The following is a 23,431-nucleotide window of genomic DNA, read 5'->3' as shown; positions in this document are numbered from 1 at the left end:
CTTTGACGACGCGGCATTCTGGGGGTGAGCGCGACAACCCGGTCTGCGAGGTGAACATCGAGCAGCTGCTCGCGAGATGGCGTGAGCGCTCGTCGTCCGTCGTGTTCGTGCAGCACGACTCGCGGAACCCCGAATCGCCGCTGTTTCCGGGCAGTGCGGGGCATGCATTCAAGGATGCGCTCACGGGGGCTCCCGATCTGCTGGTCAGCAAGTCGGTCAACTCCAGCTTCTACGGCACCCCCGATCTGCATGCATGGCTGCAGCATCGTGGGATCACGCAGATCGCCATCTGCGGCATCACCACCAACCACTGCTGTGAGACCACAGCCCGCATGGCGGGCAACCTGGGCTATGACGTCACCTTTGTGATCGACGCGACCCACACGTTCGGCCGAGCGGCTCCCGATGGCACTGTGTTCACCGCGCAGCAGCTCTCGGCGGTGACGGCAGCGAACCTGCATGGCGAGTTCGCGACCGTGCAGACCACTGCCGAAGTGCTTGCCAAGACCCCTGACTCTGCATCACTCTGACTGGAGGAGTCCGTGCCTGTTCTGCTGCCGCAATGCATCGTTCCGCTCATACTCACAGCCCGAAAGTCGAACGTGCCGTTCGTCTCCGAGGCCGGAGCGCGTCAGCGGATGCACGAGCGGCTGCTGCGCCCGGCCTCGTTTGCTCCTCCAGAGCGTCTCGACGGCGTGATCGTGAGCCGCAGGGTGCCGCAGCCGGAGGGATGGCCCGTCTACGACGTCGAGCCCACAGAAGCGGATGCGCGGCCCGAGTCGGCAGTCGTGTACGTGCATGGCGGTGGCTGGGTCAACGAGATCGTCGAACCGCACTGGCAGCTCATCGCGCGCATCGCTCGCGAGACAGGGCAGCGGGTCGTGGTGCCGGTGTACCCGCTCATTCCGTTCGGATCTGCTCGTGCCGTGCGCGACGGAGTGATCGCACTGATTCGCGCAGAGCTCGACAGCGGCGTGCAGGTGAAGCTGGCCGGCGACTCGTCGGGCGGCCAGATCGCGCTGTCGGCCGCCCTGGCGCTGCGCGATGCCGGCACGGTGCTGCCCGCGACGGTGCTGCTGTCGCCCGGCCTCGATCTGACCTGGCAGAACCCCGAGATCGAGGCGGTGCAGCCGAGTGACCCCTGGCTTGCACGGCCGGGCGGGCGCGTGCTGGCCGATGAATGGCGTGCGGGCGATGCGCTTGAAGACCCGGCGGTGAGTACGCTGTTCGGCGACATGCGCGGCCTTGGACCTCTGACGATCGTCACGGGCGCTCGTGACGTGCTGAATCCGGATGCACATGTGCTGCGCCGAAAAGCACGAGCGCAGGGGGTGCCGGTGTCATGGCACGAAGGCAGGGGGCAGCTGCATGTCTTCGCGCTGCTGCCGACCTGGGCCGGCGACCAGGGTGCCCGGGTCATTGTCTCGAGCCTGAACTGAACAGGTGATGAGTCATACTGGTTGCAGGAGGCCCACGTGTCGTTCACTGATTCGAACAAGCCAGTCCCCTCAGAGCTGAGGACCGACGAATTCAAGCTGCGCCCGATCACCGTCGACGATGCCGCGCTTGACTATGAAGCGGTCATGGACACTCGCGTGTCGCTGCGGCTGTGGGAGCAGTCGACCTGGCCCGAAGACCACTTCACGGTCGGCGACAACCGCCAGGACCTCGCCGAGATGGAATCCCGGCACAACGCCGGACGCGCATTCAGCTACACGGTGCTCAGTCTCGACGACAGCGAGTGCCTCGGCTGCGTCTATGTGTTTCCGCACGACGCGACCTTCCTCGCCAAGTCGACCGTCGTCGCTGTCGGCGACGACGACTGGACTGCAACGGATGCGGTCGTCTACTTCTGGGTGCGATCGAGCGGAATGGAGTCGGGCATGGATGCGCGACTGCTGGAGGCGCTGCGGGCCTGGTTCAGAGACGAGTGGCAGATGAGCAACGTCGTATTCGTCGTGAGCAAGCAGTTCGAGCACCAGGTCGAGCTGCTGCGAGCAACTGACATGGCGGTGCGCTTCGAGCTCACCGAACCCGAGAAGTCGGGCAGCTTCGAGGTCTTCGGCTGACTCTGCCATGATGCGGCAATGGTGAACGACGGCAGGCTTGAGCTCACACCACTTCGTGTCGAAGACGCAGTCGACATGGTCGACGTGCTGTTTTCGCCTGCTCTGTACGAGTACACGGGAGGTGAGCCGCCAGCCCTCGACGCCTTGCGTCGGCAGTACGCGGCACAAGCCGAAGGCGGTCCCGCTGACGGGTCAGAACAGTGGCTGAACTGGATCGTGCGCCAGCAGGGCGAGCCGATCGGCTATGTGCAGGCGACGCTGTCCGACGGCAGCGATGACGCCGAGATCGCCTGGGTGATCGGGCTCCCGTGGCAGGGGAGAGGCCTGGCGAAAGCGGCTGCCGCTCTGCTGGTTCGGGAGCTTGCCTCGCGTGGCGTGCAGGGCATCCGCGCTCACATCCACCCACGGCACGAGGCATCGAAGCGCATCGCCGCATCATTGGGCATGCACTCGACAGACACGATTGTCGACGGTGAGATTCGCTGGGAAGGAACAGCCTCAGCCGAGGCTTGACTGCTGCTGAGCACAGTCGATGCAGGTGGTGGCCTCTGGCCTCACCTCGAGCCGCTCAGGTGCAATGGGGCCGCCGCACACGGTGCACACGGCATCCGACCCCTCAGCCAGCCGCTCGGCTGCCGCATCGATCGCGGCCAGCTGGTCGATGCGATTCTGCCGGAGTCCCTCGAGCCTCGACCACTCGGATGAGAGTGAGACGCCATCTGGATCGTGCTCGTCGTCATCGTTGAGGCCTTCGCGCATCTGGCGCAGGTCAGCGAGCTGCTGATCGGTCGAGGCGAGCAGCTGCTCAACCTCGAGCCGTCGCTGCTCGAGCCCGTCTGCGTGTGCGTCATGCCGGTGGTCGCTCATGACGCCAGGCTAGCCGCAAGGTGCAGCCGCGGCGCGCAGGCGCCTGGAGGACAGTAGCCACACAAGCGAACGATGTGCCTCTGCAGCCTGCATTCCGGAATGCGAACAGCATCACAGCGTTGCCCTCTGTGACGGAAGGAGTCACATTCCATGACTGACACCACAGAGACCACAGGCCAGAAGAGCAAGCGCGTCGTGATCCTCGGAGGACACGGAAAGATCGCCCTGCTCGCCGCACCGAAGTTCGCCGCAGCCGGCTACACAGTCGACTCGGCCATCCGCAATCCAGACCACCGTGCCGACGTCGAGAGCGCAGGCGCGAACCCCGTTGAGCTGAGCATCGAAGAGGCCAGCGTCGAAGACTTCGCCGACCTGTTCGCAGGCGCAGACGCAGTCGTGTTCTCCGCTGGCGCAGGTGGTGGCGACCCGAAGCGCACGCACGCAGTCGACTACGAGGCTGCTGCACGATCGATCGAAGCGGCCGAGAAGAGCGGCGTGCGCCGATACGTGATGGTCTCGTACTCGCGTGCAGACGTCGACATCGACTCGCTCGACCCCGACGACAGCTTCTATGCCTACGCCAAGGCAAAGCACGACGCTGATGCTCGTCTGCGCGAGTCGTCGCTCGACTACACGATCCTCGGCCCGGGCATGCTGACGCTCGATGCAGCTTCGAAGTCGCTTCGCCTCGTCGATGACCAGGGTCGCATCGACGGCCGCGACCCCGACGGCGACGAGCGCAACACCTCACGCGAGAACGTCGCAGAAGTGATCGTGCACGTCATCGATCAGGATGCCGCAGTCCGCGACACGGTGCGGTTCTACGACGGACCGACGCCTATCGCCGAAGCGATTCGCTAAGCACACACGGCGGCAGCCGTGCTCACTGTCGCCTGCGCCAGTCAGCGATCATCTGATCGCACGAACGCACCTCTGCCTGACGATCGTCTTCGAGCTGCGCAAGCATGGGCTCGTGCAGCTCGCGGCGTTCGTCGGCAATGGCGTCTGCGACGAGCACAGTGCGAACATTGTGCGCGTACGCGTCCCTGGCCGTCTGCGCGATGCAGCCGTGCGTTGAAATGCCGCCGAGTATGACGCGGGACACTCCCAGGTTGCGCAGGCGCAAGTGCAGGTCGGTGCCGAACCACGCGCTGTCTCGCGTCTTCTCGATGCGTGTGGTCCCGCTGGTGTCAAGTTCGTGGACTACAGCTGTTTTCGGATCCCCATTGAGGAGGAATCCCTGATCGTCATCGAGCATGTTCAGGGTCCACGTCGATCGGTCGCGGCTGTGCTCGGTCGTGACCAGCAGCACGGGAATCCCCAGCGGCCGCGCCTCTTCGACGAGCCGGTTGATCCGGCTGAGGAGGTCAGGTCGCCGTTTGGCGAGCGGAGCTGACTCGAAGAACGCCTCTTGGAGGTCGATGAGCAGCAACGCGTCGCCCGGCTTCGTCATGGGCGACATTCTCGCATGCAGGGGGCCGAGGTGACAGGGGCTTGACGCTGGGGTTGAATGGGGTGCTCCCGTTCGACGTCGAAAGCTCTTGCATGCGCCGCATCCTTGTTCTGCTGAATCCAGCCGCGGGCAACCGGCGCAGTGCAGTCGCGGCTGTTCGCGACGTGGCTGCGCATCGCAGCATGCGCGTCGAGCTCGTCGTGCCCGATGCCTCTGACCAGGCACGACAGCTCGACGAGGCCCGAGCCGCAGTCGATGAGGGCGTCGACGCCGTGCTCGTGCACGGTGGCGACGGCGCACTGAGCGGCGCGATCAACCTGGTTGCCGGCCGGCCTGTTCCGCTGGGCATCGTGCCGGCCGGAACCGGCAACGACTTCGCACGGGCCGCTGGCATCGATCGCAGCAGGCCACGTGCAGTGCTCGACGGCCTGCTGACTGCACTCGAAGACGACAGCCCCGAAGTCGTCGAAGCGGATGCGCTGGTCGCCACAGTGCGCCGGCCCGGCCACGAAGACAGGCAGCATTGGGTCGCGAACTCGGTCAACATCGGTTTCGACGCAAAGGTGAATCAGCGCGCCAACGGATTACGAACGACGCCGAGGTCATTGCGATACCTGGTTGCGCTGGCGCAGGAGGTGCCGCAGTTCGAAGGCATCGCGTTCGGACACTCTGTTGACGGGTCAGCGAGGCAGGAGCAGCGGCTCGCACTGATCTGCGTGCAGAACGGGCCGTTCATCGGTGGAGGCATCGCGCTCGCACCGCATGCGCGCATCGATGACGGACGCATGTCGGTGTCGTTCGTCGAAGCGATAGCCAAGCCTGGTCTCGTCGCTCTGTTTCCGCTGCTGATGCTGAGGAGGCACAAGTGGCTGAAGCCGCTCTCGACTCGCGAGGCTGAGAGCATCAGCATCGACGTGCCGGCAGGGGTGCCCGTGTTCGCCGACGGAGACGAGCTCGCCGCTGCGACCGACAGCGGATGCTCAGTCGAGATCGAGGTGCGCCCCCGAGCGTTCAGGCTGTTGCAAGCTCAGTCGAGTTGACTGGCTTCACCCAAGCAATAGGAGCCTCCTTCATGAACATCGCCCGTCGTCTCGCATCGCTGACCGTCGTCGTCGGAGCAGCGGCTTTAGGACTCTCCGGTTGCTCCGTGATCGATGAAATCATGGCCGACGACACAGAACCTTGCGGCAACGCGTTCGCGATGTGCTCGCAGCCATGGACCCCAACGCCAACCCAGCCCTCGGCACCGCCATCGGAGGAAGCCTGCACCGGCATCAGCGCTGACGAAGCTCTCGAGATCGCGTTGGAGGAGATGCCGCCGCCGTTCGAAGACGAGAGCATGAGCGACGTCGTCTGGTCTGCAGACCATGCCGACCTCGACGGCTACACCGAATGCGCGGCACTGTCGTACCTCATCGTTCCCATCGAGCAGGGCACCGGGTCTTCGCCGGTGCAAGTGGTGTTCTTCCACGGCGACGACTACGCAGGCACGGCGACTGAGCCGGCGATGGGATTCTGGCCGGCAGTCGAGCAGACCGACGAAGACACTGTCTCGGTCACGTGGAGGTATCCGGAAGACGGCGACAGCAACGCGAACCCCAGTGGCGAGGCCACGTCTGCATTCAGCTGGAACGACGAGTCAGGCGAGGTCGAGCGAGACGGCGACCTTCCGCCCTACGCGACCGAACGCTGACACGGCGCCCCTAGCGCGCATCCCACACTGCTCTCCATCTCTCGGCGAGGGTGTGAATCGACTCATGCGCATTGAGGCCGCTCGGCTGCGGAACCACCCACAGCTGCACATCCGTCGGCCATCCAGCGACTGACGCTGGGTCCTGCCGACCGAGCTTCGCCTTCGGCAGCGCGAACGCGGATCTGAACGCCGTGATGCCCGCGATGGCGACGCGCTCAGGGCGCAGCTCGCGAACGCGTTCGACGATGCGAACACCGGAGTCGAGCAGCTCCTGCCTGCTCAGCTCATCAGCCCGAGCAGTGGCACGGCCGACGAGGTTCGTGATGCCGATGCCTCGCGCGAGCAGATGATCGAAGTCGGCGTCGTCGAGGCCGAGCGAGGCATCGACCACATGATCGGTCAGACCGGCCAGATGCAGCGACGGCCAGAAGCGATTGCCGGGCCTCGCAAACGGGGCGTTGACAGCGGCAGTCCAGAGACCCGGATTGATGCCGACGATCAGCAGCCGCAGCTGCACACCGGGTGCGGGCAGCACATCATCAATGGCATCGGGATCGTCGTTCGCGAACTCCAGAAGATCGGCCTTCGTCGGCTTGCGCCCGCCGAGGGGCGATGGTCGTCGCTGCATGGGGGCACACTATCGCGCCGGTTCACGGGAGGCTTTGCAGAATCTGACCTACTGTTGAGCCATGAACGACACAACGGCACGACGACGGCTGGCACTCGCGGCAACGGCGCTCGCGGCTGTGCTGGTGACGGCAGGCTGCGGCCCCGCGACCGGGCCCGAGCAGAGCACATCGCCGACTCCATCGCCGACCGAGAACGCCTGCGGCGACGCAAGGCCTGTGGAAGCCCTGCAGACGGCGATCGACAAGGCAGCAGCTCCCGAAGAGGGCTGGAGCGTCGAATCATCAGACATCACCGAGTTCAACGCGTGCTCGTCGCTGTCTTGGGTCGTGCTGAAGACCGAGTCGGGCAGCGACAGCGCACCTGAGCAAGTGGCGTTCTTCCATTTCGGCGTGTATGACTCCACCGCGTATGACGAGTACTTCGCGTTTCCGACGAGTGTCGAGCGCATCGACGACGCCACGGTCACTGTCACCTGGACCTACCCCGAAGCCATTGACCGCAACGGCGAGAAGCGCACGGAGTCGATGTCGACGTACACGTGGAGCGACGTCACATTCTCCATCGACCGGGAGGGCGAGCTGCCGCCGTACGCCGACGGCGACGAGTGGAACAACAACGGCCCGGCTCCGTCGAACTGAAGAAGCCGAGCCGTCGGGTGACGATCACTCGTCGGGGGTCGACTCCGACATCGCGCACAGCTGCAGCTGAGCACCCTGCGGATCAGCGATGGTCGTGATGCGACCGAACGGCGAGTCGTCGGGTCCGTCGAGCACCGTGCCGCCGAGCTCCTTGACCTTGGCGAGTGCCGCATCCGTGCTCTCGATGGCGATGTATGCGCGCCAGTATGCGTCGCCGCCGTCGGGGAAGACGCTCGTGTCGAAGATGCCTGAGCTTGCCTCCTGCTCGGGCCCGTTCGTCGCGTAGCGGAAGTCGCTGCCCTCCATGCTCATGGTCTCGCTGACGAAGTCGAAGTCGAACACGGCGGTGTAGAACTCTTCGGCGGCGTCGAACTTGGGCGTCATCAGCTCGAACCAGACGGGGCCTCCTGGCTTGCCTTCGAACGCGTACCCCTCAGTGTCGCCGGCCGCCCACAGGCCGACGACGGCCCCTGACGGATCGAGCAGCATCGAGAACCGTCCGGCGGCTCCGGCATCGTGCGGCTCCATGAGCACCTGCGCGCCGTGCTGCTTGGCGAGTTCGACGCGCTGGTCGATGTCTGATGCCGCGAGGTAGACATCCCACCTGCTCGGCAGGGGAGCGCCGTCAGGGCCGGTCATGCCCGAGGTATCCATGGCGCCTCCGACGAGGGCGTCGCCGTTGTAGACCATGCAGTAGTGGCCGTACTCTTCGCCAGCGTCGTCGAAGCGCCAGCCGAAGAGCCCCTCGTAGAAGGCCTTTGTGCTTGCGAAGTCATTGCTGCCGAGATCGATCCATGTCGGGGTTCCGAGTGGCCGTGTCATGATTCCTCCTTGATTCATGTTTCGGTCTGATTGTGTTCTCAGCGTACGGACGGCGGATGCGCGGTCTTTGTCCGAACGTGCTCAGTCGAGCAGGCGGCGGCGCAGCACGGGCAGAGCCGACAGGAGCGGTAGGGCAGGTCGCGTCTGGCGCGAGAATGCGAGCGTGATCGCACAGCCGGTCGTGACGGGAGCCATGTGCACGGCGGTGAGCGGTGCGGGTGGCGCGAGATGGTCGTGCGGATGGCCGCCAAGCGGCACAGCGAACCCGAGAAGCCAGGGGCTGCCGGGGCAGACGGGCAGCTGCACGTGCCGCTGGTCGATCGCCAGCATGCCTGCGCTCGGAAGCCCGATCGGCGCGGGTGCCGAGTACCAGCCCACCCAGATGCCGGTGCCGGGCTCTTCTGCTTCGTCGAGGTCAAGCGTGATGTCGACGGTGCGCGGATCGCCTGGCCCCTCGAGCGCAGAGCACAGCGAGAACTCGCGAAACGGCTGCTCGGCAACCTCGTCGGCGAGGTGTCGCAGGTCGCCTGGGGGCAGCCCGACCGATGCCGCGAACCTTCTCGTGAAGCTCGACAGCGACGAGAACCCTACAGCGGCGGCGACATCGATGACCGGTTCTGTGCAGGTCAGCAGCAGGCGCTTGGCTTCGGCCACACGCATCGCCGACAGGTATCGGCCCGGAGAGAGCCCCAAGGTCGCCCGAAACATCCGGCTGAAGTGATAGGCGCTGTACCCGGCTTCATCTGCGAGATCCATCACGTCGATCTCGGCGAGATCTGGCCCGCCCGCAAGGGCCTGCACACGCTGCATCGCATGGGGCTCGAGCTGTGCGACGGTGCTCATGGCTGCTGTCAGCTGCGGTCGGCGATTGCCGCGAGCGCTCCTGCGAGCGCCGCAGGCTTCGTGAACATCGGCCAGTGACCAGAGTCGATGTCGATCAGCTCGATCTCGAGCCCGTCGAGCTCCGGAATCTGACCAGCCGCGCGCCACTCTTCCACGTCAGCAGGCGAGTACTCGGGGCAGATCATCGTGATCGGCACGGTGCGACGACGCTCATCTTGGTACGTGACCGTAGCGTGCGACACAGTGCTCGGCACAGGAATGGCTGCGTGCTCGAAGGCTGTCTTCTGCTCCTCGCTGAGGTCGTCGGAGTCGGGTCCTTCGAACTCCTGCCACCCCGGAAACGGAATCAGATTGCCCTCGGGCTCGAAGAAGCCTGCGTACTGACTGCCGTTCTGTGCGGGCATTCCGCCGATCATCACGACCCGGGCCACCGCATCCGGTCGTCTGTCGGCTGCCAGCCACGCAAGCGTCGAGGCCGCCGAGTGCCCGACCACGAGCGCTGGGCCGTCTGCGGCGTCGACAGTGGCGGCAACCGCATTGATCTGGTCGTCGAGCGTTGCGTTCAGCGGCTCGCCGCCTTGGCCTGGCAGCGAGACGGCGTGCGGAGTGTGGCCGGATGCGCGAATCGGCTCGAGCACGTCGCTCCAGACACCAGCGTCGAGCCAGAGGCCGGGGATGAGGATGATGTCCATCGTGACTCCCTTGTCGCGTCGATTGGCACGCGTCTCGCTTTCAGCTTTGCACAGCGTCACTTGATTGAACAGGGTGCATTGCGTGTCACGGTCAGTACGCTGGGGAGCGTGAACGATTCCGCCACAGCATCCAGCATCAAGACCCAGGTGATCGGCCCTGAGACGGCCCCGGCAGTCGTGTTCCTGCACGGCCTCATGGGGCGCGGCAAGAACTTCCTGACGATCGCGAAGGGCCTCGAGCCCGAGTACCGCTCGGTGCTCGTCGATCTGCCGAACCACGGTGACTCGGTCTGGACCGAGACGTTCGACTACGAGGCGCTGGCCGACAGCGTGGCTGAGCACCTCGCCTCGATGGACCTCGGCGACTTCACGCTCGTCGGCCATTCTCTCGGTGGCAAGGTCGCCATGGTGATGGCGCTGCGGCACCCCGACCTGATCGCCCGGCTGGCGGTCGTCGACATCGCACCCACCGACCGCACGAATGCGGGCGACGAGTTCGTGCACCTGCTGGGCTCGCTGAAGGCGCTCGACCTCGATGCCGTGTCGAAGCGCGCCGACGCTGACGAGCTGCTGTCAGACCCGATCCCGAGCCGCACGATTCGCGGATTCCTGATGCAGAATCTGCGCAGGGGAGACGACGGATTCGAGTGGCAGCCGAACCTCGACCTGCTGTTCGACAGCCTCGCGAAGATCGGTGGGTTCCCGGCCAGCGAGGGCCTGGAGTACGACCGCCCGGTCGTGTGGATCGCTGGCGGCAAGTCCGACTACGTCACCGACGCGTCGAATGATCGGATGCGCGAGCTCTTTCCGAGGGCGCGCAAAGTCACGATCCGCGAATCGGGACACTGGGTGCACTCGGCGCAGCCCGAGCAGTTCACTGCAATTCTTCGCGCGTTCCTCGACGCCGAGTGACCGCCTCGGCCGCTACTGCAGCGAGGCCTTGAGCTCTGCGAGGTCTGCTTCGCGGATGCCGACGGCGCCCTCTTCGGCTTCGACGAGCAGGCCGAAACCTTCGCCGAGCCCCTTGATGATGAGGGCTGCCTTGACGGGGGCGAACGTCTGGGTCGCCTCGGCGACCTTGGCCGCGAGCTTGGGCGACGGCTCAGTGAAGCACAGCACAAGCTTGTTGCCCTGCGCCTCGATCGTGAGCGGCTCAGGCGACGCACTCGGGTCTTCTTCATTCATGCGAAGCGGCATGACGAGCGTTGAGTCCAGCAGCGTCGCGTTGAACTCAGCGGGCGGCTCTTCGCCTCGGCCGAGCGCGTTGACAACATCCGTCAGGGGCGCGTAGTCGATTTCGGGCTGATCCTGCTGTTCGTCAGTCATCCGTCCAGTCTATGAGCCGTGAGTCACAGCGCCACCCCGGTTAGGCTGTCGGCATGTCTGCAACGCACGCAAATGACCTGTTCGATTTCGTGGCGGCCTCGCCGTCGAGCTACCACGCAGCCGCCGAGACGGCCCGCAGGCTGACCGATGCCGGATGGCGCCAGCAGGACGAGCGAGAGCCCTGGAGCGGCACGCCCGGCGGTCACTTCATCGTTCGCGGAGGAGCCGTGGTCGCCTGGTGGATTCCCGAGCAGACCAACGACACGACCGCGTTCCGCATCGTCGGCTCGCACACCGATTCGCCGTCGTTCAAGCTCAAGCCCGGCGTTCGCACCGCGGCGGTCGGCTATGAGCAGGCTGCCGTCGAGGTCTACGGCGGGCCCCTGATCGGCTCGTGGACCGACCGCGAGCTCGGCCTCGCAGGCCAGGTCGTCGACAAGGCCGGTGTGACCCACCTCGTCGCAACCGATGCGATCATGCGCATCCCGCAGCTGGCAATCCACCTCAACCGAAGCGTCAATGAAGAGGGCCTGAAGCTCGGCAAGCAGGAGCACACAGCACCGGTCACGGCGACCCTCTCTGCAGGCGGGCCGTCGCTGCTCGAGGTGATCGCCGCATCCGCCGGCATTCCCGCTGACGAGATCGCCGGCCACGACCTCTATGCGTTCGACACTGCTCGCGGCGCACTGTTCGGCTCAGCCGGCGAGTTCGTTGCTGCCGGCCGCATGGACAACCTCTCGAGCGTGCACGCATCGCTCGTGGCAATGCTCGACGCAACAGGCGAGGGCTCGACCGGCACCGACGTGCTCGTGTTCGCCGCCTTCGACCATGAGGAGGTCGGCAGCGGCACGGTCTCCGGCGCTTCTGGCCCGATTCTGGAAGACGTGCTGCTGCGCACCTCGCGTGCGATCGGCAATGACGAGGATGCCAGGCGCCGCATGCTGCGCAGGTCGTGGTGCGTGTCGTCTGACGCTGGGCACGCGGTGCACCCGAACTACGCCGGCTTCCACGACCCGAGCCACCACCCGGTGCTCGGCGGCGGACCGTTGCTGAAGGTCAACGCGAACCAGCGCTACGCCAGCGACGCCGAGGGCGCTGCGCTGTGGAGCCGTTCGTGCGAGACAGCAGGCACGACAGCCCAGCCGTTCGTCTCGAACAACGACGTGCCGTGCGGCTCGACCATCGGCCCGCTCACTGCGACGCGCCTCGGCATCCGCACCGTCGACGTCGGGGTGCCGCTGCTCAGCATGCACTCGGCGCGCGAGATGGCCTCGGCGGCCGACCTCGCTGCGATCACTGGAGCGATCCGCGCGTTCTACACCGATGATGAGAGCACCCTCACGCAGGCTTCATAGCCCGTGCAATGCGGTGTTCCTAAGCTGCGAAGGCAAGGAGGATCACATGAGAAATCGAACCACGACCATGGCACTCGCAGGCATGGTGGCTGCGGCACTGGCCCTGAGCGGATGCGCGAGCGCCGGTGACGACGCGACTGAAGTGACCGAGGGGGCCAGCGGAACCACTGAGTCGACGGGCACCGAAGAGGCGACCTCGACCGACGAGTCACAGGGTGACGACACGGCCGAGGGTGAGTACGACGAGCGTGACGTGCGGGGCCAGAGCCCCGAGACCGATCACGAGCAGGCTGTCTCGGCCGCTGTCGAAGCTGCCGGCGGCGGCATCGTCTACGAGATCGAGCTCGACCACTCGGATGACGCTGGCGAGTGGGTCTACGAGGTGAGCGTGCTCGACGGCACGACCGACCACGACATCACGCTGAGCGCAGCGTCGGGCGAGGTGCTCGAGCACGAGCGCGACGACGAGGACGACAGCGAGCGCGAAGTGACGTTCGACGACATGACTCCTGCCGAGGCACTCGAACTGGCTGCGGCCGAGGTCGGCGCTGACACCGTGCTCGAAGGCTGGACCTTGTCGTGGGACGACGGGCGCCTGCACTACGACATCGACACGGATGCCGACGATGACGACGACCTCGAGGTCTGGGTCGACGACAGCTCGGTCACGAGAGACTAGCGAGAAGCCCTTCAGGCTGCAGGACGGTCACGGTGTGGCCGTCCTGCTCCAGTCTGCGGATGCCCTCGTGCAGCATGCGCGCACCGACCCTGTTGATGCGCGTCACAGGGTTCAGATCGATGACAATGCCGCAGCCGTTGTCGGGCAGCTGCTCGAACCTGCGAAGCACGAGCTCGGCAGTGGGAAAGGTCATGGGCCCCTGCACGACGATCAGCGGGTCACCGTCATCGGTCTGGCTGCGCCATCCGATCGCGTCGATCGAGGGCGGCGGAAGCTCCATGATGTGCAGGCTCATGTCGGCCGAGAGCCGCTCGCACAGCTGCACGCCGCGCACGCTGTTGCCGAAGTCGTCGAGACGGGGCGAGAACGCGCCGATGCCCACCTGACCGGGCAGCGACCCGAGCAGCCCGCCCGAGACTCCGCTCTTGGCCGGAATGCCCACGTGCGAGAGCCAGTCTCCGGCAGCGTCGTACATTCCGCACGTCGTCATGACCGAGAGCACCTGGCGGCACACCCACTGCGGCACGACCTGCTCGCCGGTGACGGGGTTGCGTCCGCCGAGGGCCAGCGTCATCGCCATGACTGACAGGTCGCGCACCGTCACGAGTGCCGAGCACTGCATCGTGTAGCCCCAGACAGCGTCATCGGGCTCGATGTCGATGAAGCCGTTGCTGCGAGCCATGGAGGCCAGCGCCACGTTTCGGTAGCGAGTCGAGTACTCGGAGGCGTGCACGCTCTCGTCGACTTCGAGCGTGCGTCCGGCGAATCGCGAGAGCCCGTCGAGCACGACCGCGGCGCGAGCCTTTGTGGTGAGCGACGGGTTGCCGACGAGACAGTGTGTCGTGATGGCGCCGATGTTGATCATCGGATTGCGCGGTCTGCCCGATTCAGGATCGACCGAGATCTCATTGAACGGATCGCCGCTCGGCTCGACGCCCACGTGCTCGTCGACCTCTTCCATGCCGCGGTCGCGCAGCGCCAGCGCGTATGCGAACGGCTTCGAGATCGACTGGATCGTGAACTCGATGCTGTCGTCGCCGACGCTGTAGACCGTGCCATCGGGGGTGCAGAGTGCCAGAGCGAGGCGATTGGGGTCGGCTTCGCCGAGCTCAGGGATGTAGTCGGCTGTCGCACCGCTGGTGTCGCCCGCGCAGTCGTCGAGCAGTTCTGTCAGGTACTCCGGTATCGGTGTCTGCACACCGTCAGACTACTTCGGGGCGGCGGCTGTCTGCGAGACGCATGACGCGCATCCGCCCCACCGCCGGGGCAGGGGAGCGACGCTGCAGGATCGCCCACGGCAGCGTCATCAGCGCCCAGACGGCGAGGATCGCGACTGCCTCCACCAGCAGATACGTGGGCCAGCCGCCCATGATGTCGAGTATCGAGGGGCCGGCCGGAGCATGTGACAGATAGCCGTAGTTGCTGCCGGTCGCGGTGTTCACGAGTGCGGCGACCCCGGCCCAGACGAGGAGGCTGCCGAACGCCCAGGCGTACGCGCGCCAGGTGACGCGGTAGCCCAGCCCGAACACCATGACAAGCGGCACGATGAGTGCGAGCCCGTGGAAGATCCAGTACGAGGCGAAGTCGATCGACGGATGGGTGATGTAGTTCAGGTCAGGAGTCACGATCGACTGCAGGTTCAGGGTGAGGCCCCAATAGAAGCTGATCGCAATCGCCAGCGGCGCTCTCGTGATGAGGGCGATCGCCGTGATGATGCGCAGCACATCCGACAGGTGCATGGGGATCGACTGCTCGACAGTGAAGTTCTGCGGCAGCAGGTCCCAGGTCGACCAGGCGAGCGACAGCACGAGATACGCCCATCCGGCGACGGAGAGGATGCGCTCAGTGCGGGGTGTGAGGCCGCTGCGGCGAGCCCAGATCACCGCGGCTGCTGCGGCCGCCACGAGCACGACGAGCATCGCGACATGCTCTGTTCCGTAGGGCGGCATGCGTCCGAGCTGCATTGGGTCGAACTCCACGGTCGAATCCTACCCAGAGACTCGCAGATGCTGGCTGCGGCGCTCGGCTTATCGCTTGGACGACGGCAGAACTCGGCAGCGGGCGGTGGCCTCAGCGATAGCATTCCCTCATGAGCGATCCCCTGACAGGTCTTGCACTTTCGGTCGTATTCGCAGCAGTCGGCTTCTATGCCCTGTACTGGGTGATCCGAAAAGCCGTCGCGGCCGGCATTCGCGACGCGGCTCGAGATCGAGGCGAAGGCCTCAACCAGTGATGCTGCAGTCGCGCTCGATGCCTGCAGTTTGACGGCCCCAGGCGCTTGCGGCGGCCCGTCTCTGATGCAGCCTGAAGGCTGATTCACTCTCGAAGCGCTCGTCCACCCGCCACACCAGCGGATGGTGCGCCTGGTTAGGATCGGACGATGAACGTTGTTGCGGTCCTCGGTGCGGCCGTGCTCCTCCTGATCGCAAGCTTCGTCGTTCTGTGGGTGGGCAGGCTCGGTTCGCAGGGCGCGCTGAAGCGAAACCGACTCGTCGGCATTCGCACGCGCCAGACGCTGGCGTCCGACGCCGCTTGGGCCGCAGGACACCGCGCCGGAGCAAGGAAGACAGCCGTGGGAGCAGTCGGGTCGATTGTCGGTTCTTCCGTCGCCGTCCTGAGCGGACTGCTTCCGCTGGTGGGGGTTGCAGAGCACATTGCAATGGTTTCTGCGGCCACGTTCATCCTCGGCTCCAGCGTGTGGATGGTTGGGTGTCTGATTGCGGCCGCCGCCGCCGCGAACCGGGCGGCGGAAGCTGCGTCGTAGAGTCGATCGCTGCACTCAGGCTGCGTCGCCCTCGACCGGCCCCTCTGTGTTCGGCTTCCAACCGAGTTCCGGCGCGACGTGCTTCGCGAACGACTCGAGGATGTGCAGGTTGAACTCGGTGCCGAGCTGGTTGGGCACGGTCAGCATGAGGGTGTCTGCACTCATGACCGCAGCGTCGTCCCGCAGCTGTTCGATGAGTCTGTCGGGGGTGTCGGCATAGGTCTTGCCGAAGGTCGACCGCAGGCCGTCGATGACGCCGATCTGGTCGTTCGACTCCCGACCGCCGAGCCCGAAATACAGCCGGTCGCGGTTGTCCATGATCGGAAACACGCTGCGACTGACTGAGACCCGCGGCGTCCAGCCGTGCCCCGCATCCGCGAACGACTGTCGAAACACGTCGATCTGCTCGGCCTGCAGGTCGCCGAAGGCGGTTCCGTCTGCTTCTGTGAGCAGGGTCGAGCTCATCATGTTGACGCCCTGCTCGCCAGCCCAGCGCGCTGTGTCGCGTGAGCCGGCGCCCCACCAGATGTGCTTGTGCAGCTCGGGGGAGTGCGGCTCGACCCGCAGGCGCTGGCCCGGTCCGAACTGCGCCGGGTCGGCATCCGTCATCGTCTCGCCGCGAACTGCCCGCATGAACTTCGCGAACTTCTCGCGCGCCATGTCGGCCCCCGCTGGCGCATCGCCTTCGTAGCCGAATGCCTCCCAGCCACGGCGTGCGGGCTCGGGTGAGCCGCGGCTGATGCCGAGAGCCACTCGTCCGTCTGAGAGTAGGTCGAGAGCAGCAGCCTCTTCTGCGAGATACAGCGGGTTCTCGTACCGCATGTCGATGACGCCGGTGCCGACTTCGATGCCCTTGGTGCGGGCGGCGATGGCGCTCAGCAACGGCATGGGCGACGCATTCTGCTTGGCGAAGTGATGCACCCTGAAGTACGCGCCGTTGACGCCCAGCTCATCTGCTCCGACCGCGAGGTCGAGCGCACTGTGCAGCGATGCCCTGGCGTCAAAGCCGTTGTCGGCGGGGCCAGAGCCGTAGTGGCCGAAACTCAAGAATCCGAATGCGCGCATGCAGGTGGAACCAAGCCCATTGGGCCTGCATTCCCGCGTACCTTGGGGGCATGAAGCTGAGTGAATCGACCTGGGCGCTCACGGGCGCTGACGGCAGCATCGGCAGGGTGCTTCGGCGCCACCTGCGCGATCGGGTGCAGCGCCTCGTAGTTGCAGACCTGCAGGCGCCGGCTGACCCTGCAGACAACGAAGTCAGCCTCGCATTCGACGTGACCGACCCCGCGTCGATCACGCCCGTCGTCGCGGGTGTCGACGGCGTCATCCACCTCGCTGCGGTGCCCGATGAGGCGCCGTACGAAGCGCTGCTCAGGGTCAACGCCCTCGGAACACACAATCTGCTCGAGGCGATGCGAACCCAGGGAGTGCGGCACCTCGTCTATGCCTCGAGCAACCGGGCCACCGGATTCCACCCTGTCGACGCGATGCTCGACGACCAGTCGACCATCCGCCCCGACGGCCTCTACGGAGCCAGCAAGGCAGCTGTCGAGGCCCTCACACGCCTCTACGCAGACAAGTTCGGCCTGCGCGTCTGCAACCTGCGCATCGGCAGCTTCAAGGCAGCGCCTGTAGTGCCTCGCGACGCAGCGACCTGGCTGAGCCCCGGCGACATGACGCGCGCCTTCGAAGCCGCCATGACGGCAGAGCAGCCGTTCAGCGTGTTCTACGGCGTCTCGGCGAATCGGCATCGATTCTGGTCGCTCGAGCCCGGGCACGCCGTCGGCTACACGCCGCTCGACGATGCGAGCGACATTCTGGGGGCCGATGTGCAGCCCTCACCGCATGCGCCGCAGGCTGGTGCGGAGTTCTCGAGTCAGGAGTTCACGCTGCGCTCGATGAGATAGCTTCGCACCTCCGCGATCCGCGCCGTCTTGACGGTGCTGGCGAACCTGAAGACGTGACTGAACTCGACAGTGCTCGAGCCCGACTCGTAGTGCCCGTCGCAGGCTGCGAGGCGGCCGTGCGTGATGACGGATGCGAGCACAAGCCGGTCGGCAGCAGCTGGCGGCGCCGCGCTGGCAGGGGCGTCGGTTCCCGCATGCTCCTGACCGCCCGCGATCCTCCACACGACGTCGTCGGCGAGTCGTTCGAACATCCGCGCGAGATCCCGACCTGCCCAGGCCGTGACGAAGTCGCTGACGATCGTGATTCTCGGAGCATTGCCGCAGTCTGTCGGCAGTTCGATCTTCATTGATGTGCCTTTCGTCTGTGCTGACAGGGTAGGCGCTGAAGATGACGGTTCTGCAACCTGGGAGGAACGTCCGGCGAAGTCGGCTACACTGGCCGTGTTGCGATTGATCTGCACGTATCAGTGCCCTTCGCATCGCCCGCCTCGCGATTCGCCCGGCGGTTGCAGGCTCACTGACCGCGACCCGCGTCGCAGGCTTTTCGAGGAGACTCTTTCGAGTATGACTACTGTGCAACAGGCTTCGACCACACGCGCACACCGCGACGAGACCGGCGTGATCCCACGGCTTGCTCGTGCAGCACGAGAGGTCGAGTCGAGTGTGCAGCGCCGCGCAGCCAGCCGAACCGGGCGAACGAAGCTGCAGACGGTCGCCATTCTCGTGCGCAAGGAGCGTGCACGCATCAAGGCCGATGCGACGCTCAGCTCGTCGAAGCGCACAGAAGAGCTGAAGCGGCTCGACGGCATCGCGCTCATCCTGGCGCGTTCAGCTTCGAAAGACCCGACGCTGCTCCCGCTGCTGGGCGAGGGCGCACCCATCACAGACGCCGTACGCGAGTACAAGCGCGAAGTGCTTGCAGCTGCCGGCGTCGAAGCCGAGCCAGAGCCAGAGCCAGAGCCCGAAGCCGCGGACGAGTCGGCCGAAGACGTCGCCAAGCGGGTCGTTCCCGCTTCGGTCGCAGCCAGCCAGCTTGCGCGCCCGTTCCTGCAGCCTGACATGTCGCCGAATCGGCACAAGCCGCGGCTCGACAGGCTTGCCGGATTCGATCTGCTCGATCCGCTCTTCCAGTCGTTCCAGTACGGTGCAGACGGCAGCCCCGCCTGCATGGACCTCCCAGATCCTGAGGTCTCTCATGCCCCCAAGGGCCTCGAGCTCATGCATCACCAGGCGCGCTTCGTCGCAGCTGCGAAACAAGGCCACAGGTCGTTCCTGCTCGCTGACGAGCCCGGCCTCGGCAAGACCGCACAGGCGCTGCTCGCGGCCCAGGCCGCACAGGCATATCCGCTGCTGGTGGTCGCACCCAACGTCGTCAAGGTCAACTGGGCCCGAGAGGCCGCCCGCTGGACCCCGGGCCGCTCCGTCGCAGTCGTGCAGGGCGACGCGAATGACATCGACGGCTTTGCCGACATCGTGATCATCAACTACGAGGTGCTCGACAGGCACGTCGGATGGATGCGCAAGCACGGTTTCGAGGGAATGGCAGTCGACGAGGCGCACTTCATCAAGAACGCCGACTCGAAGCGCTCAAAGCATGTGCTGCAGATCTCGAAGTCGATTCTCGAGCGCAATTCCGAAGCACTGATGCTCGCGCTCACCGGAACACCTCTGATCAATGACATCGATGACTTCCGCACCATCTGGCAGTTCCTCGGCTGGACCGATGAGAAGGGCCCCAAGGCCAAGCTTGCCGATCGCCTTGAGTCGACAGGCCTAACTCCGATGAACAGCGCGTTCTATCGCGAAGCCCGTCGTGCGGTCATCGACATGGGCATCGTTCGGCGCCGCAAAGAAGACGTTGCTGCCGACATCCCGGCCCGCACGATCGCAGATCTGCCGGTCGAGCTCGACGAGGCATCGATCCGCTCGATTCGCGAGATGGAGGAAAAGCTCACGCAGCGCATGCTCGCGCGCTACGACCGCGTCCTCGAGCGCCAGAGCCTGCCGGCCGACACCCTCGACGACGATCTCATCATGCGCATCGCTCGCAGCGAGATCGACACCGACGGCGGCGAATCGGCGAAAGAGGCGCAGAACGTCTTCAGCATGGTCCGCCGGATCGGCAAGGCGAAGGCACCCCTCGCAGCCGACTACGCCGGCCAACTGGCTCGCAGCGTCGGCAAGGTGGTGTTCTTCGCCAAGCACATCGACGTCATGGACGCAGCAGAAGAGCACTTCGCCAACCACGGCATCCGCTTCACTTCGATCCGCGGAGACCAGACGCCGACACAGCGTCAGGAGGCGATCGACGCCTTCGTGCAAGACCCCAAGGTCGAGGTCGTTGTCTGCTCGCTGCAGGCGGCCGGAGTCGGCATCAACCTGCAGGTCGCGTCGAACATGGTGCTCGCCGAGCTCTCGTGGACGAACGCAGAGCAGACGCAGGCGATCGACCGCATCCACCGCATCGGGCAGGACATGCCCGTCACGGTGTGGCGCATCGTTGCGGCTCAGACTGTCGACACGCGCATTGCACAGCTGATCGACGCGAAGGCCAACCTGGCCGGGCGTGCCCTCGACGGCGCTCCCGAGATGACGCAGTCGTCGAACGAGATCCAGATCGAGGCCATGGCGGCGCTGCTGCAGCAGGCACTCTGCGACAGGCTTCCGCCGCTCACCGACTGAGTCGCGCATGTAGCCTGGTGCTCATGTCTACTCGCATCGCCATGATCGGCGGCCACGGCAAGATTGCGCTCATCGCCACACGCCTGCTCACAGAGCAGGGCATGCAGGTTCGGTCGATCGTGCGCTCGGCACAGCAGTTCGACACCGTGCGCGAGTACGGCGGCGAGCCGGTGCTCGCTGACATCGAATCGGCAGAGACCGACTTCGACGCACTGCTCGAGGGAGCCGACGTCGTCATCTGGTCGGCCGGTGCAGGCGGCGGAGATCCCGCACGCACTCGGGCAGTCGACCTCGAGGCCGCCAAACGCATGATCGACGCTGCCATCAAGAACAGCGTCAGAGACTTCCTGATGGTGAGCTACCGAGGTGCAGGGCCGAGCCACGGGCTCGATCCGGAGCACCCGATGTGGCAGTACGCAGAGGCGAAGTCGCAGGCGGATGCGGCACTGCGGTCGTCATCGCTCGACTGGGTGATCGTCGCACCGGCGGCTCTGACCCTCGAGACCGGGCGCGGCACGATCAGCGCCGACATCACGGTGCCTGACGGCCACGGTGATGACGCGGCGGTGGATCTTCCTGCGGACGGCACACCGGTCGCTCGCGAAGACGTCGCTGCACTCATCGCCCAGCTCATCGAGCCCATGGTGCAGGGGCGCCTCCACCACGTCACCGTCTCGGCCTCGGGCGGCGACACCGCTGTTGCAGATGTCGCCGCCGCGGCCGTGCAGGCTGTTCGCGACTCCTAGGCGCGAGCGGCGTCGATGCGCTCCCAGGCGATTGCCTCAGCGGCAGCCAGGGGAGTGATCTCGCGCTCGACTGCGGTTGCGAACACCCGACGCAGCACGTCGCCCACGCCGACGAGGCGCTCGTCGACCTCATCGGCAGACAGGCCGTTGACGGCACCCTCGAGGTAGATCACACCGCCGGCGTTGACCACGAAGTCGGGTGCGTACAGGATGCCGCGGTCTGCGAGCAGCTGTGCGTCCTCAGCGCGGCCGAGCGGGTTGTTCGCAGGCCCGACGACTGCCTTGAACGGCAGTGCGGGGATGGTCTCAGCGGTGAGGACGCCGCCGAGCCCTGCGGGGACAAAGACGTCAGCGGGAGTCGTCAGCGCATCCGCGGGCTGGATCCATGTGGCTCCGAGCTCGTCGGCGAGTGCGCGCTTCGAGTCTGCGATGTCGGTGACCGAGAGTGTCGCGCCGGCTTCTGCCAGGCGACGAGCGAGCCTCGAGCCGACCTGACCGAGACCCGAGATGACGAATGAGCGGCCTGCGATCTCGCCGGAGCCGAAGGCGGCCTCGAGCGTCGGCGCGATGGACGAGAACACGCCGAGCGCCGTTGCGTCAGCGGGCTCGCCGGCGCCGCCGTCTTCAGCGGGCAGGCCGACGACGTGCGCCGTCTGCTCGCGCACGACCAGCATGTCGTGCTCGGTCGTGCCGACGTCTTCGGCTGTGCGATACTTGCCGCCGAGCATCTCGATGATGTCGCCGAGGTCGAGCAGCGCATTGCGGCGGCGCTCGCCTTCGAGCTTCTCGCCGCGGGGAACCATGATGACCGACTTGCCGCCGCCTGCTGCGAGGCCGGCGACCGAGTTCTTGCGGGTCATTGCCGACGAGAGGCGCAGTGCATCGGCCTGGGCGTCGACGTAGCTGTCGTACTGCCACACGCGGCAGCCGCCGAGTGCGGAGCCGAGCACGCTGGAGTGCAGGGCGACGATGATGGTGAGTCCTGAGCGGGCTCCGGTTGCGGTGATGACACGCTCGTGGGTGAAATCAGGTGCGGTGTTCGCGTTCATGGGCGAGGCTCCTCGTTGAGATGTGGCTGCGGATCGCACAGCTGTCATGAGTCTGCCATGTTCTGCATGCCGAATGGTGCGTGTCTCAGGGCGCTTCAGGTCGTCGACGGCGTGAACGCAAGGATGCGCTCGAGCGCCTCGTCGACCGTGTCGACGATCGCGATGCCTGCTGCCCCCGGACGGTCGCGCATGACCGCCTGCAGCAGCGGCCACGCGGGCAGCGTCTGCGTCCAGTAGTCGTGCCCGAGCAGCACCAGGGGAGCCCATCCGCCTTCGTCTGCGTACGAGTTCTCGCAGGCGTCCTGGAAGATCTCCTGCGTCGTTCCGCCCCCGCCCGGCGTCACGATGACGCCGTTGTTCGCGACCTTCAGCAGCGTGTCTTCGCGCACAGAGTTCTGAAAGTACTTTGCGATCGACGATGCGAACAGGTTGGGCGGCTCGTGACCGTAGAACCAGGTCGGCACTCCGAGGTTCTCGGTGCCCGGAGGCAGCTGCCGATTGACCTCCTGAGCCGACTCGACCCATTCGAGAAAGCGGTTCTTGAATGACGGATGCGCGGCAAGGGTGTCGATGTGCGCGTCGAGGGTCTGCGCATCGACAGCGGATGCCCGGGCACCCAGGTTCGCGGCCTCCATGATGCCGGGACCGCCGCCTGTCGCAACCGTTCTGCCGGCCAGCGCGAGCCGACGGCCGAGGTCGGCCGCCTGTCGGTACTCACGGCTGCCGCGCTCGATCGCGTGGCCTCCCATGACGCCCACGACCTGGCGACCGACGACCCACTCGCGCAGCTCGGTGTCGATCGAGTGGTCGTGCAGTGCTGAGGCGAGGGCGCGAGCGACGTCCTGCTCGCCGGATCTCGACCACGCGTAGACGCGTGCGTCGAAGCAGTGCTCGTAGCCGGCTTCGATGCCCTCGATCAGCTCGTCGCCTGAATACAGCTTCGCGCGGTACGCGCTGAACGGCATGCCCGGCACCTCGCCGAAGACAATGCCGCCGCGGTCGCGAATCGATCGCGTGTCTTCTCGGGTCAGATCGCAGCCGAGAAAGAGGGCGCCGGCCGGGTCGAGACGCCGCAGGGCATCGCTGCGTTCGAGCAGGTCGAGATCCTGCAGCCGCCAGCCGCTCATGTGCAGTGCTCCTGCGGCGACAAGCTCATCGAACTGATCGAGAGAGTCAACGGCCAGAATCCGTCCGTGGTGTGCTTCATGCATGGGTG

29 protein-coding genes are annotated in these 23,431 nt (G+C 65.9%); 16 read left to right on the top strand and 13 right to left on the bottom strand.

Features of this window, described 5'->3' with window-relative positions:
* Nucleotides 1–2: 2 nt before the first annotated feature.
* The 4 genes from CZ674_RS01775 to CZ674_RS01760 are packed head-to-tail and all read left to right on the top strand — an operon-like array spanning nucleotide 3 to nucleotide 2,582.
* Nucleotides 3–530 (top strand): isochorismatase family protein, encoded by a 528-nt coding sequence (locus CZ674_RS01775; protein WP_234988375.1) that lies wholly within the window; start codon nucleotides 3–5, stop codon nucleotides 528–530.
* A gap of 12 nt (nucleotides 531–542) precedes the next feature.
* Entirely contained in the window at nucleotides 543–1,439 is an 897-nt protein-coding gene (locus tag CZ674_RS01770) for an alpha/beta hydrolase fold domain-containing protein (protein WP_086990672.1), read from the top strand.
* Nucleotides 1,440–1,475: 36 nt separating this feature from the next.
* A complete protein-coding gene (locus CZ674_RS01765; protein WP_086990671.1) occupies nucleotides 1,476–2,069 on the top strand; it encodes a GNAT family N-acetyltransferase in 594 nt (197 codons plus the stop codon).
* 18 nt (nucleotides 2,070–2,087) lie between these two features.
* Nucleotides 2,088–2,582, top strand: a complete 495-nt coding sequence (locus CZ674_RS01760) for a GNAT family N-acetyltransferase (protein WP_086990669.1) — start codon at nucleotides 2,088–2,090, stop codon at nucleotides 2,580–2,582.
* On the opposite strand, the gene CZ674_RS01755 is transcribed toward CZ674_RS01760, so the two are convergent.
* The gene (locus CZ674_RS01755; protein WP_086990665.1) at nucleotides 2,568–2,936 is read right to left on the bottom strand and encodes a TraR/DksA family transcriptional regulator; all 369 of its coding nucleotides are present in this window, start codon (nucleotides 2,934–2,936) and stop codon (nucleotides 2,568–2,570) included. The genes CZ674_RS01760 and CZ674_RS01755 overlap by 15 nt on opposite strands.
* Nucleotides 2,937–3,086: 150 nt before the next feature.
* Here CZ674_RS01755 and CZ674_RS01750 point away from each other — a divergent pair, with 150 nt between their 5' ends.
* Entirely contained in the window at nucleotides 3,087–3,797 is a 711-nt protein-coding gene (locus CZ674_RS01750) for an SDR family oxidoreductase (RefSeq protein WP_086990664.1), read from the top strand.
* A 22-nt stretch (nucleotides 3,798–3,819) separates the two neighbouring features.
* Here CZ674_RS01750 and CZ674_RS01745 read toward each other — a convergent pair whose 3' ends face one another.
* Nucleotides 3,820–4,389 carry a cysteine hydrolase family protein gene (locus CZ674_RS01745; protein ID WP_086990662.1) on the bottom strand — a complete coding sequence of 190 codons (570 nt, stop codon included), beginning with the start codon at nucleotides 4,387–4,389 and terminating at the stop codon, nucleotides 3,820–3,822.
* 92 nt (nucleotides 4,390–4,481) lie between these two features.
* Here CZ674_RS01745 and CZ674_RS01740 point away from each other — a divergent pair, with 92 nt between their 5' ends.
* Both CZ674_RS01740 and CZ674_RS01735 read left to right on the top strand, forming a co-directional pair.
* Nucleotides 4,482–5,429: a diacylglycerol/lipid kinase family protein gene (locus CZ674_RS01740; protein WP_086990660.1), complete on the top strand. Its 948-nt coding sequence runs from the start codon at nucleotides 4,482–4,484 to the stop codon at nucleotides 5,427–5,429.
* Nucleotides 5,430–5,461: 32 nt separating this feature from the next.
* Nucleotides 5,462–6,082 (top strand): LppP/LprE family lipoprotein, encoded by a 621-nt coding sequence (locus CZ674_RS01735; protein WP_159456864.1) that lies wholly within the window; start codon nucleotides 5,462–5,464, stop codon nucleotides 6,080–6,082.
* A 10-nt stretch (nucleotides 6,083–6,092) separates the two neighbouring features.
* Here CZ674_RS01735 and CZ674_RS01730 read toward each other — a convergent pair whose 3' ends face one another.
* Entirely contained in the window at nucleotides 6,093–6,710 is a 618-nt protein-coding gene (locus CZ674_RS01730; RefSeq protein ID WP_086990656.1) for a mismatch-specific DNA-glycosylase, read from the bottom strand.
* Nucleotides 6,711–6,771: 61 nt separating this feature from the next.
* On the opposite strand from CZ674_RS01730, the gene CZ674_RS01725 reads away from it, so the two are divergent.
* Entirely contained in the window at nucleotides 6,772–7,350 is a 579-nt protein-coding gene (locus CZ674_RS01725; protein WP_086990654.1) for an LppP/LprE family lipoprotein, read from the top strand.
* A 24-nt stretch (nucleotides 7,351–7,374) separates the two neighbouring features.
* Here the strand turns inward: CZ674_RS01725 and CZ674_RS01720 are convergent, their stop codons facing one another.
* From CZ674_RS01720 to CZ674_RS01710, 3 genes are all read right to left on the bottom strand, one after another.
* Nucleotides 7,375–8,172, bottom strand: coding sequence for a VOC family protein (locus CZ674_RS01720; RefSeq protein WP_086990652.1), 798 nt, complete (start codon nucleotides 8,170–8,172; stop codon nucleotides 7,375–7,377).
* Nucleotides 8,173–8,253: 81 nt separating this feature from the next.
* Complete coding sequence (locus tag CZ674_RS01715) at nucleotides 8,254–9,015, bottom strand: helix-turn-helix transcriptional regulator (protein ID WP_086990650.1); 762 nt, start codon at nucleotides 9,013–9,015, stop codon at nucleotides 8,254–8,256.
* 8 nt (nucleotides 9,016–9,023) lie between these two features.
* Nucleotides 9,024–9,707, bottom strand: a complete 684-nt coding sequence (locus CZ674_RS01710; RefSeq protein ID WP_086990648.1) for an alpha/beta fold hydrolase — start codon at nucleotides 9,705–9,707, stop codon at nucleotides 9,024–9,026.
* Between the two features lie 108 nt (nucleotides 9,708–9,815).
* Between CZ674_RS01710 and CZ674_RS01705 the strand changes: the two genes are divergently transcribed.
* On the top strand, nucleotides 9,816–10,619 hold the full coding sequence (locus CZ674_RS01705) for an alpha/beta fold hydrolase (RefSeq protein WP_234988374.1): 804 nt from the start codon (nucleotides 9,816–9,818) through the stop codon (nucleotides 10,617–10,619).
* 12 nt (nucleotides 10,620–10,631) lie between these two features.
* Here the strand turns inward: CZ674_RS01705 and CZ674_RS01700 are convergent, their stop codons facing one another.
* Complete coding sequence (locus CZ674_RS01700; protein ID WP_086990644.1) at nucleotides 10,632–11,033, bottom strand: SseB family protein; 402 nt, start codon at nucleotides 11,031–11,033, stop codon at nucleotides 10,632–10,634.
* Nucleotides 11,034–11,086: 53 nt separating this feature from the next.
* On the opposite strand from CZ674_RS01700, the gene CZ674_RS01695 reads away from it, so the two are divergent.
* Both CZ674_RS01695 and CZ674_RS01690 read left to right on the top strand, forming a co-directional pair.
* Entirely contained in the window at nucleotides 11,087–12,388 is a 1,302-nt protein-coding gene (locus CZ674_RS01695; protein ID WP_086990641.1) for a M18 family aminopeptidase, read from the top strand.
* A gap of 46 nt (nucleotides 12,389–12,434) precedes the next feature.
* Nucleotides 12,435–13,067, top strand: a complete 633-nt coding sequence (locus tag CZ674_RS01690; protein WP_159456863.1) for a PepSY domain-containing protein — start codon at nucleotides 12,435–12,437, stop codon at nucleotides 13,065–13,067.
* Here CZ674_RS01690 and glsA read toward each other — a convergent pair.
* Together glsA and CZ674_RS01680 are read right to left on the bottom strand one after the other, a co-directional pair.
* On the bottom strand, nucleotides 13,054–14,265 hold the full coding sequence (gene glsA, locus CZ674_RS01685; protein ID WP_200810026.1) for a glutaminase A: 1,212 nt from the start codon (nucleotides 14,263–14,265) through the stop codon (nucleotides 13,054–13,056). The two genes, CZ674_RS01690 and glsA, sit on opposite strands and share 14 nt — an antisense overlap.
* A gap of 4 nt (nucleotides 14,266–14,269) precedes the next feature.
* On the bottom strand, nucleotides 14,270–15,046 hold the full coding sequence (locus CZ674_RS01680; protein ID WP_234988373.1) for a YwaF family protein: 777 nt from the start codon (nucleotides 15,044–15,046) through the stop codon (nucleotides 14,270–14,272).
* Between the two features lie 110 nt (nucleotides 15,047–15,156).
* Between CZ674_RS01680 and CZ674_RS14090 the strand changes: the two genes are divergently transcribed.
* Both CZ674_RS14090 and CZ674_RS01670 read left to right on the top strand, forming a co-directional pair.
* Nucleotides 15,157–15,300 (top strand): hypothetical protein, encoded by a 144-nt coding sequence (locus CZ674_RS14090; protein WP_159456862.1) that lies wholly within the window; start codon nucleotides 15,157–15,159, stop codon nucleotides 15,298–15,300.
* 147 nt (nucleotides 15,301–15,447) lie between these two features.
* Nucleotides 15,448–15,831, top strand: coding sequence for an SdpI family protein (locus tag CZ674_RS01670; protein ID WP_086990637.1), 384 nt, complete (start codon nucleotides 15,448–15,450; stop codon nucleotides 15,829–15,831).
* A 15-nt stretch (nucleotides 15,832–15,846) separates the two neighbouring features.
* Here CZ674_RS01670 and CZ674_RS01665 read toward each other — a convergent pair whose 3' ends face one another.
* Complete coding sequence (locus tag CZ674_RS01665) at nucleotides 15,847–16,896, bottom strand: LLM class flavin-dependent oxidoreductase (protein ID WP_086990635.1); 1,050 nt, start codon at nucleotides 16,894–16,896, stop codon at nucleotides 15,847–15,849.
* Nucleotides 16,897–16,946: 50 nt separating this feature from the next.
* Between CZ674_RS01665 and CZ674_RS01660 the strand changes: the two genes are divergently transcribed.
* The gene (locus tag CZ674_RS01660) at nucleotides 16,947–17,738 is read left to right on the top strand and encodes an NAD-dependent epimerase/dehydratase family protein (RefSeq protein ID WP_200810025.1); all 792 of its coding nucleotides are present in this window, start codon (nucleotides 16,947–16,949) and stop codon (nucleotides 17,736–17,738) included.
* Here the strand turns inward: CZ674_RS01660 and CZ674_RS01655 are convergent.
* The gene (locus CZ674_RS01655; protein WP_086990633.1) at nucleotides 17,708–18,085 is read right to left on the bottom strand and encodes a nuclear transport factor 2-like protein; all 378 of its coding nucleotides are present in this window, start codon (nucleotides 18,083–18,085) and stop codon (nucleotides 17,708–17,710) included. The two genes, CZ674_RS01660 and CZ674_RS01655, sit on opposite strands and share 31 nt — an antisense overlap.
* A 217-nt stretch (nucleotides 18,086–18,302) precedes the next feature.
* Between CZ674_RS01655 and CZ674_RS01650 the strand changes: the two genes are divergently transcribed.
* Both CZ674_RS01650 and CZ674_RS01645 read left to right on the top strand, forming a co-directional pair.
* Nucleotides 18,303–20,420: a DEAD/DEAH box helicase gene (locus tag CZ674_RS01650; protein ID WP_086990631.1), complete on the top strand. Its 2,118-nt coding sequence runs from the start codon at nucleotides 18,303–18,305 to the stop codon at nucleotides 20,418–20,420.
* A 23-nt stretch (nucleotides 20,421–20,443) separates the two neighbouring features.
* Nucleotides 20,444–21,166 carry an SDR family oxidoreductase gene (locus CZ674_RS01645; RefSeq protein ID WP_143244591.1) on the top strand — a complete coding sequence of 241 codons (723 nt, stop codon included), beginning with the start codon at nucleotides 20,444–20,446 and terminating at the stop codon, nucleotides 21,164–21,166.
* On the opposite strand, the gene CZ674_RS01640 is transcribed toward CZ674_RS01645, so the two are convergent.
* Complete coding sequence (locus CZ674_RS01640; protein WP_086990629.1) at nucleotides 21,163–22,215, bottom strand: Glu/Leu/Phe/Val family dehydrogenase; 1,053 nt, start codon at nucleotides 22,213–22,215, stop codon at nucleotides 21,163–21,165. The genes CZ674_RS01645 and CZ674_RS01640 overlap by 4 nt on opposite strands.
* Nucleotides 22,216–22,310: 95 nt before the next feature.
* On the bottom strand, nucleotides 22,311–23,426 hold the full coding sequence (locus CZ674_RS01635) for an LOG family protein (protein ID WP_086990628.1): 1,116 nt from the start codon (nucleotides 23,424–23,426) through the stop codon (nucleotides 22,311–22,313).
* Nucleotides 23,427–23,431: the final 5 nt, after the last annotated feature.

Source organism: Agrococcus casei LMG 22410, from assembly GCF_900163565.1.
GTDB classification, from domain to species: Bacteria; Actinomycetota; Actinomycetes; order Actinomycetales; family Microbacteriaceae; genus Agrococcus; species Agrococcus casei.
This window is presented reverse-complemented; position numbering and strand designations above follow the sequence as displayed.

Coding starts and splice junctions, on each gene's coding strand:
- CZ674_RS01655 (WP_086990633.1), bottom strand. CDS start 18,085: ATGAAGATCGAACTGCCGACAGACTGCGGCAATGCTCCGAGAATCACG.
- CZ674_RS01760 (WP_086990669.1), top strand. CDS start 2,088: ATGGTGAACGACGGCAGGCTTGAGCTCACACCACTTCGTGTCGAAGAC.
- CZ674_RS01670 (WP_086990637.1), top strand. CDS start 15,448: ATGAACGTTGTTGCGGTCCTCGGTGCGGCCGTGCTCCTCCTGATCGCA.
- CZ674_RS01665 (WP_086990635.1), bottom strand. CDS start 16,896: ATGCGCGCATTCGGATTCTTGAGTTTCGGCCACTACGGCTCTGGCCCC.
- CZ674_RS01725 (WP_086990654.1), top strand. CDS start 6,772: ATGAACGACACAACGGCACGACGACGGCTGGCACTCGCGGCAACGGCG.
- CZ674_RS01645 (WP_143244591.1), top strand. CDS start 20,444: ATGTCTACTCGCATCGCCATGATCGGCGGCCACGGCAAGATTGCGCTC.
- CZ674_RS01715 (WP_086990650.1), bottom strand. CDS start 9,015: ATGAGCACCGTCGCACAGCTCGAGCCCCATGCGATGCAGCGTGTGCAG.
- CZ674_RS01755 (WP_086990665.1), bottom strand. CDS start 2,936: ATGAGCGACCACCGGCATGACGCACACGCAGACGGGCTCGAGCAGCGA.
- CZ674_RS01730 (WP_086990656.1), bottom strand. CDS start 6,710: ATGCAGCGACGACCATCGCCCCTCGGCGGGCGCAAGCCGACGAAGGCC.
- CZ674_RS01735 (WP_159456864.1), top strand. CDS start 5,462: ATGAACATCGCCCGTCGTCTCGCATCGCTGACCGTCGTCGTCGGAGCA.
- CZ674_RS14090 (WP_159456862.1), top strand. CDS start 15,157: ATGAGCGATCCCCTGACAGGTCTTGCACTTTCGGTCGTATTCGCAGCA.
- CZ674_RS01690 (WP_159456863.1), top strand. CDS start 12,435: ATGAGAAATCGAACCACGACCATGGCACTCGCAGGCATGGTGGCTGCG.
- CZ674_RS01720 (WP_086990652.1), bottom strand. CDS start 8,172: ATGACACGGCCACTCGGAACCCCGACATGGATCGATCTCGGCAGCAAT.
- CZ674_RS01750 (WP_086990664.1), top strand. CDS start 3,087: ATGACTGACACCACAGAGACCACAGGCCAGAAGAGCAAGCGCGTCGTG.
- CZ674_RS01640 (WP_086990629.1), bottom strand. CDS start 22,215: ATGAACGCGAACACCGCACCTGATTTCACCCACGAGCGTGTCATCACC.
- CZ674_RS01700 (WP_086990644.1), bottom strand. CDS start 11,033: ATGACTGACGAACAGCAGGATCAGCCCGAAATCGACTACGCGCCCCTG.
- CZ674_RS01745 (WP_086990662.1), bottom strand. CDS start 4,389: ATGACGAAGCCGGGCGACGCGTTGCTGCTCATCGACCTCCAAGAGGCG.
- CZ674_RS01695 (WP_086990641.1), top strand. CDS start 11,087: ATGTCTGCAACGCACGCAAATGACCTGTTCGATTTCGTGGCGGCCTCG.
- CZ674_RS01710 (WP_086990648.1), bottom strand. CDS start 9,707: ATGGACATCATCCTCATCCCCGGCCTCTGGCTCGACGCTGGTGTCTGG.
- CZ674_RS01635 (WP_086990628.1), bottom strand. CDS start 23,426: ATGCATGAAGCACACCACGGACGGATTCTGGCCGTTGACTCTCTCGAT.
- CZ674_RS01650 (WP_086990631.1), top strand. CDS start 18,303: ATGACTACTGTGCAACAGGCTTCGACCACACGCGCACACCGCGACGAG.
- CZ674_RS01740 (WP_086990660.1), top strand. CDS start 4,482: ATGCGCCGCATCCTTGTTCTGCTGAATCCAGCCGCGGGCAACCGGCGC.
- CZ674_RS01660 (WP_200810025.1), top strand. CDS start 16,947: ATGAAGCTGAGTGAATCGACCTGGGCGCTCACGGGCGCTGACGGCAGC.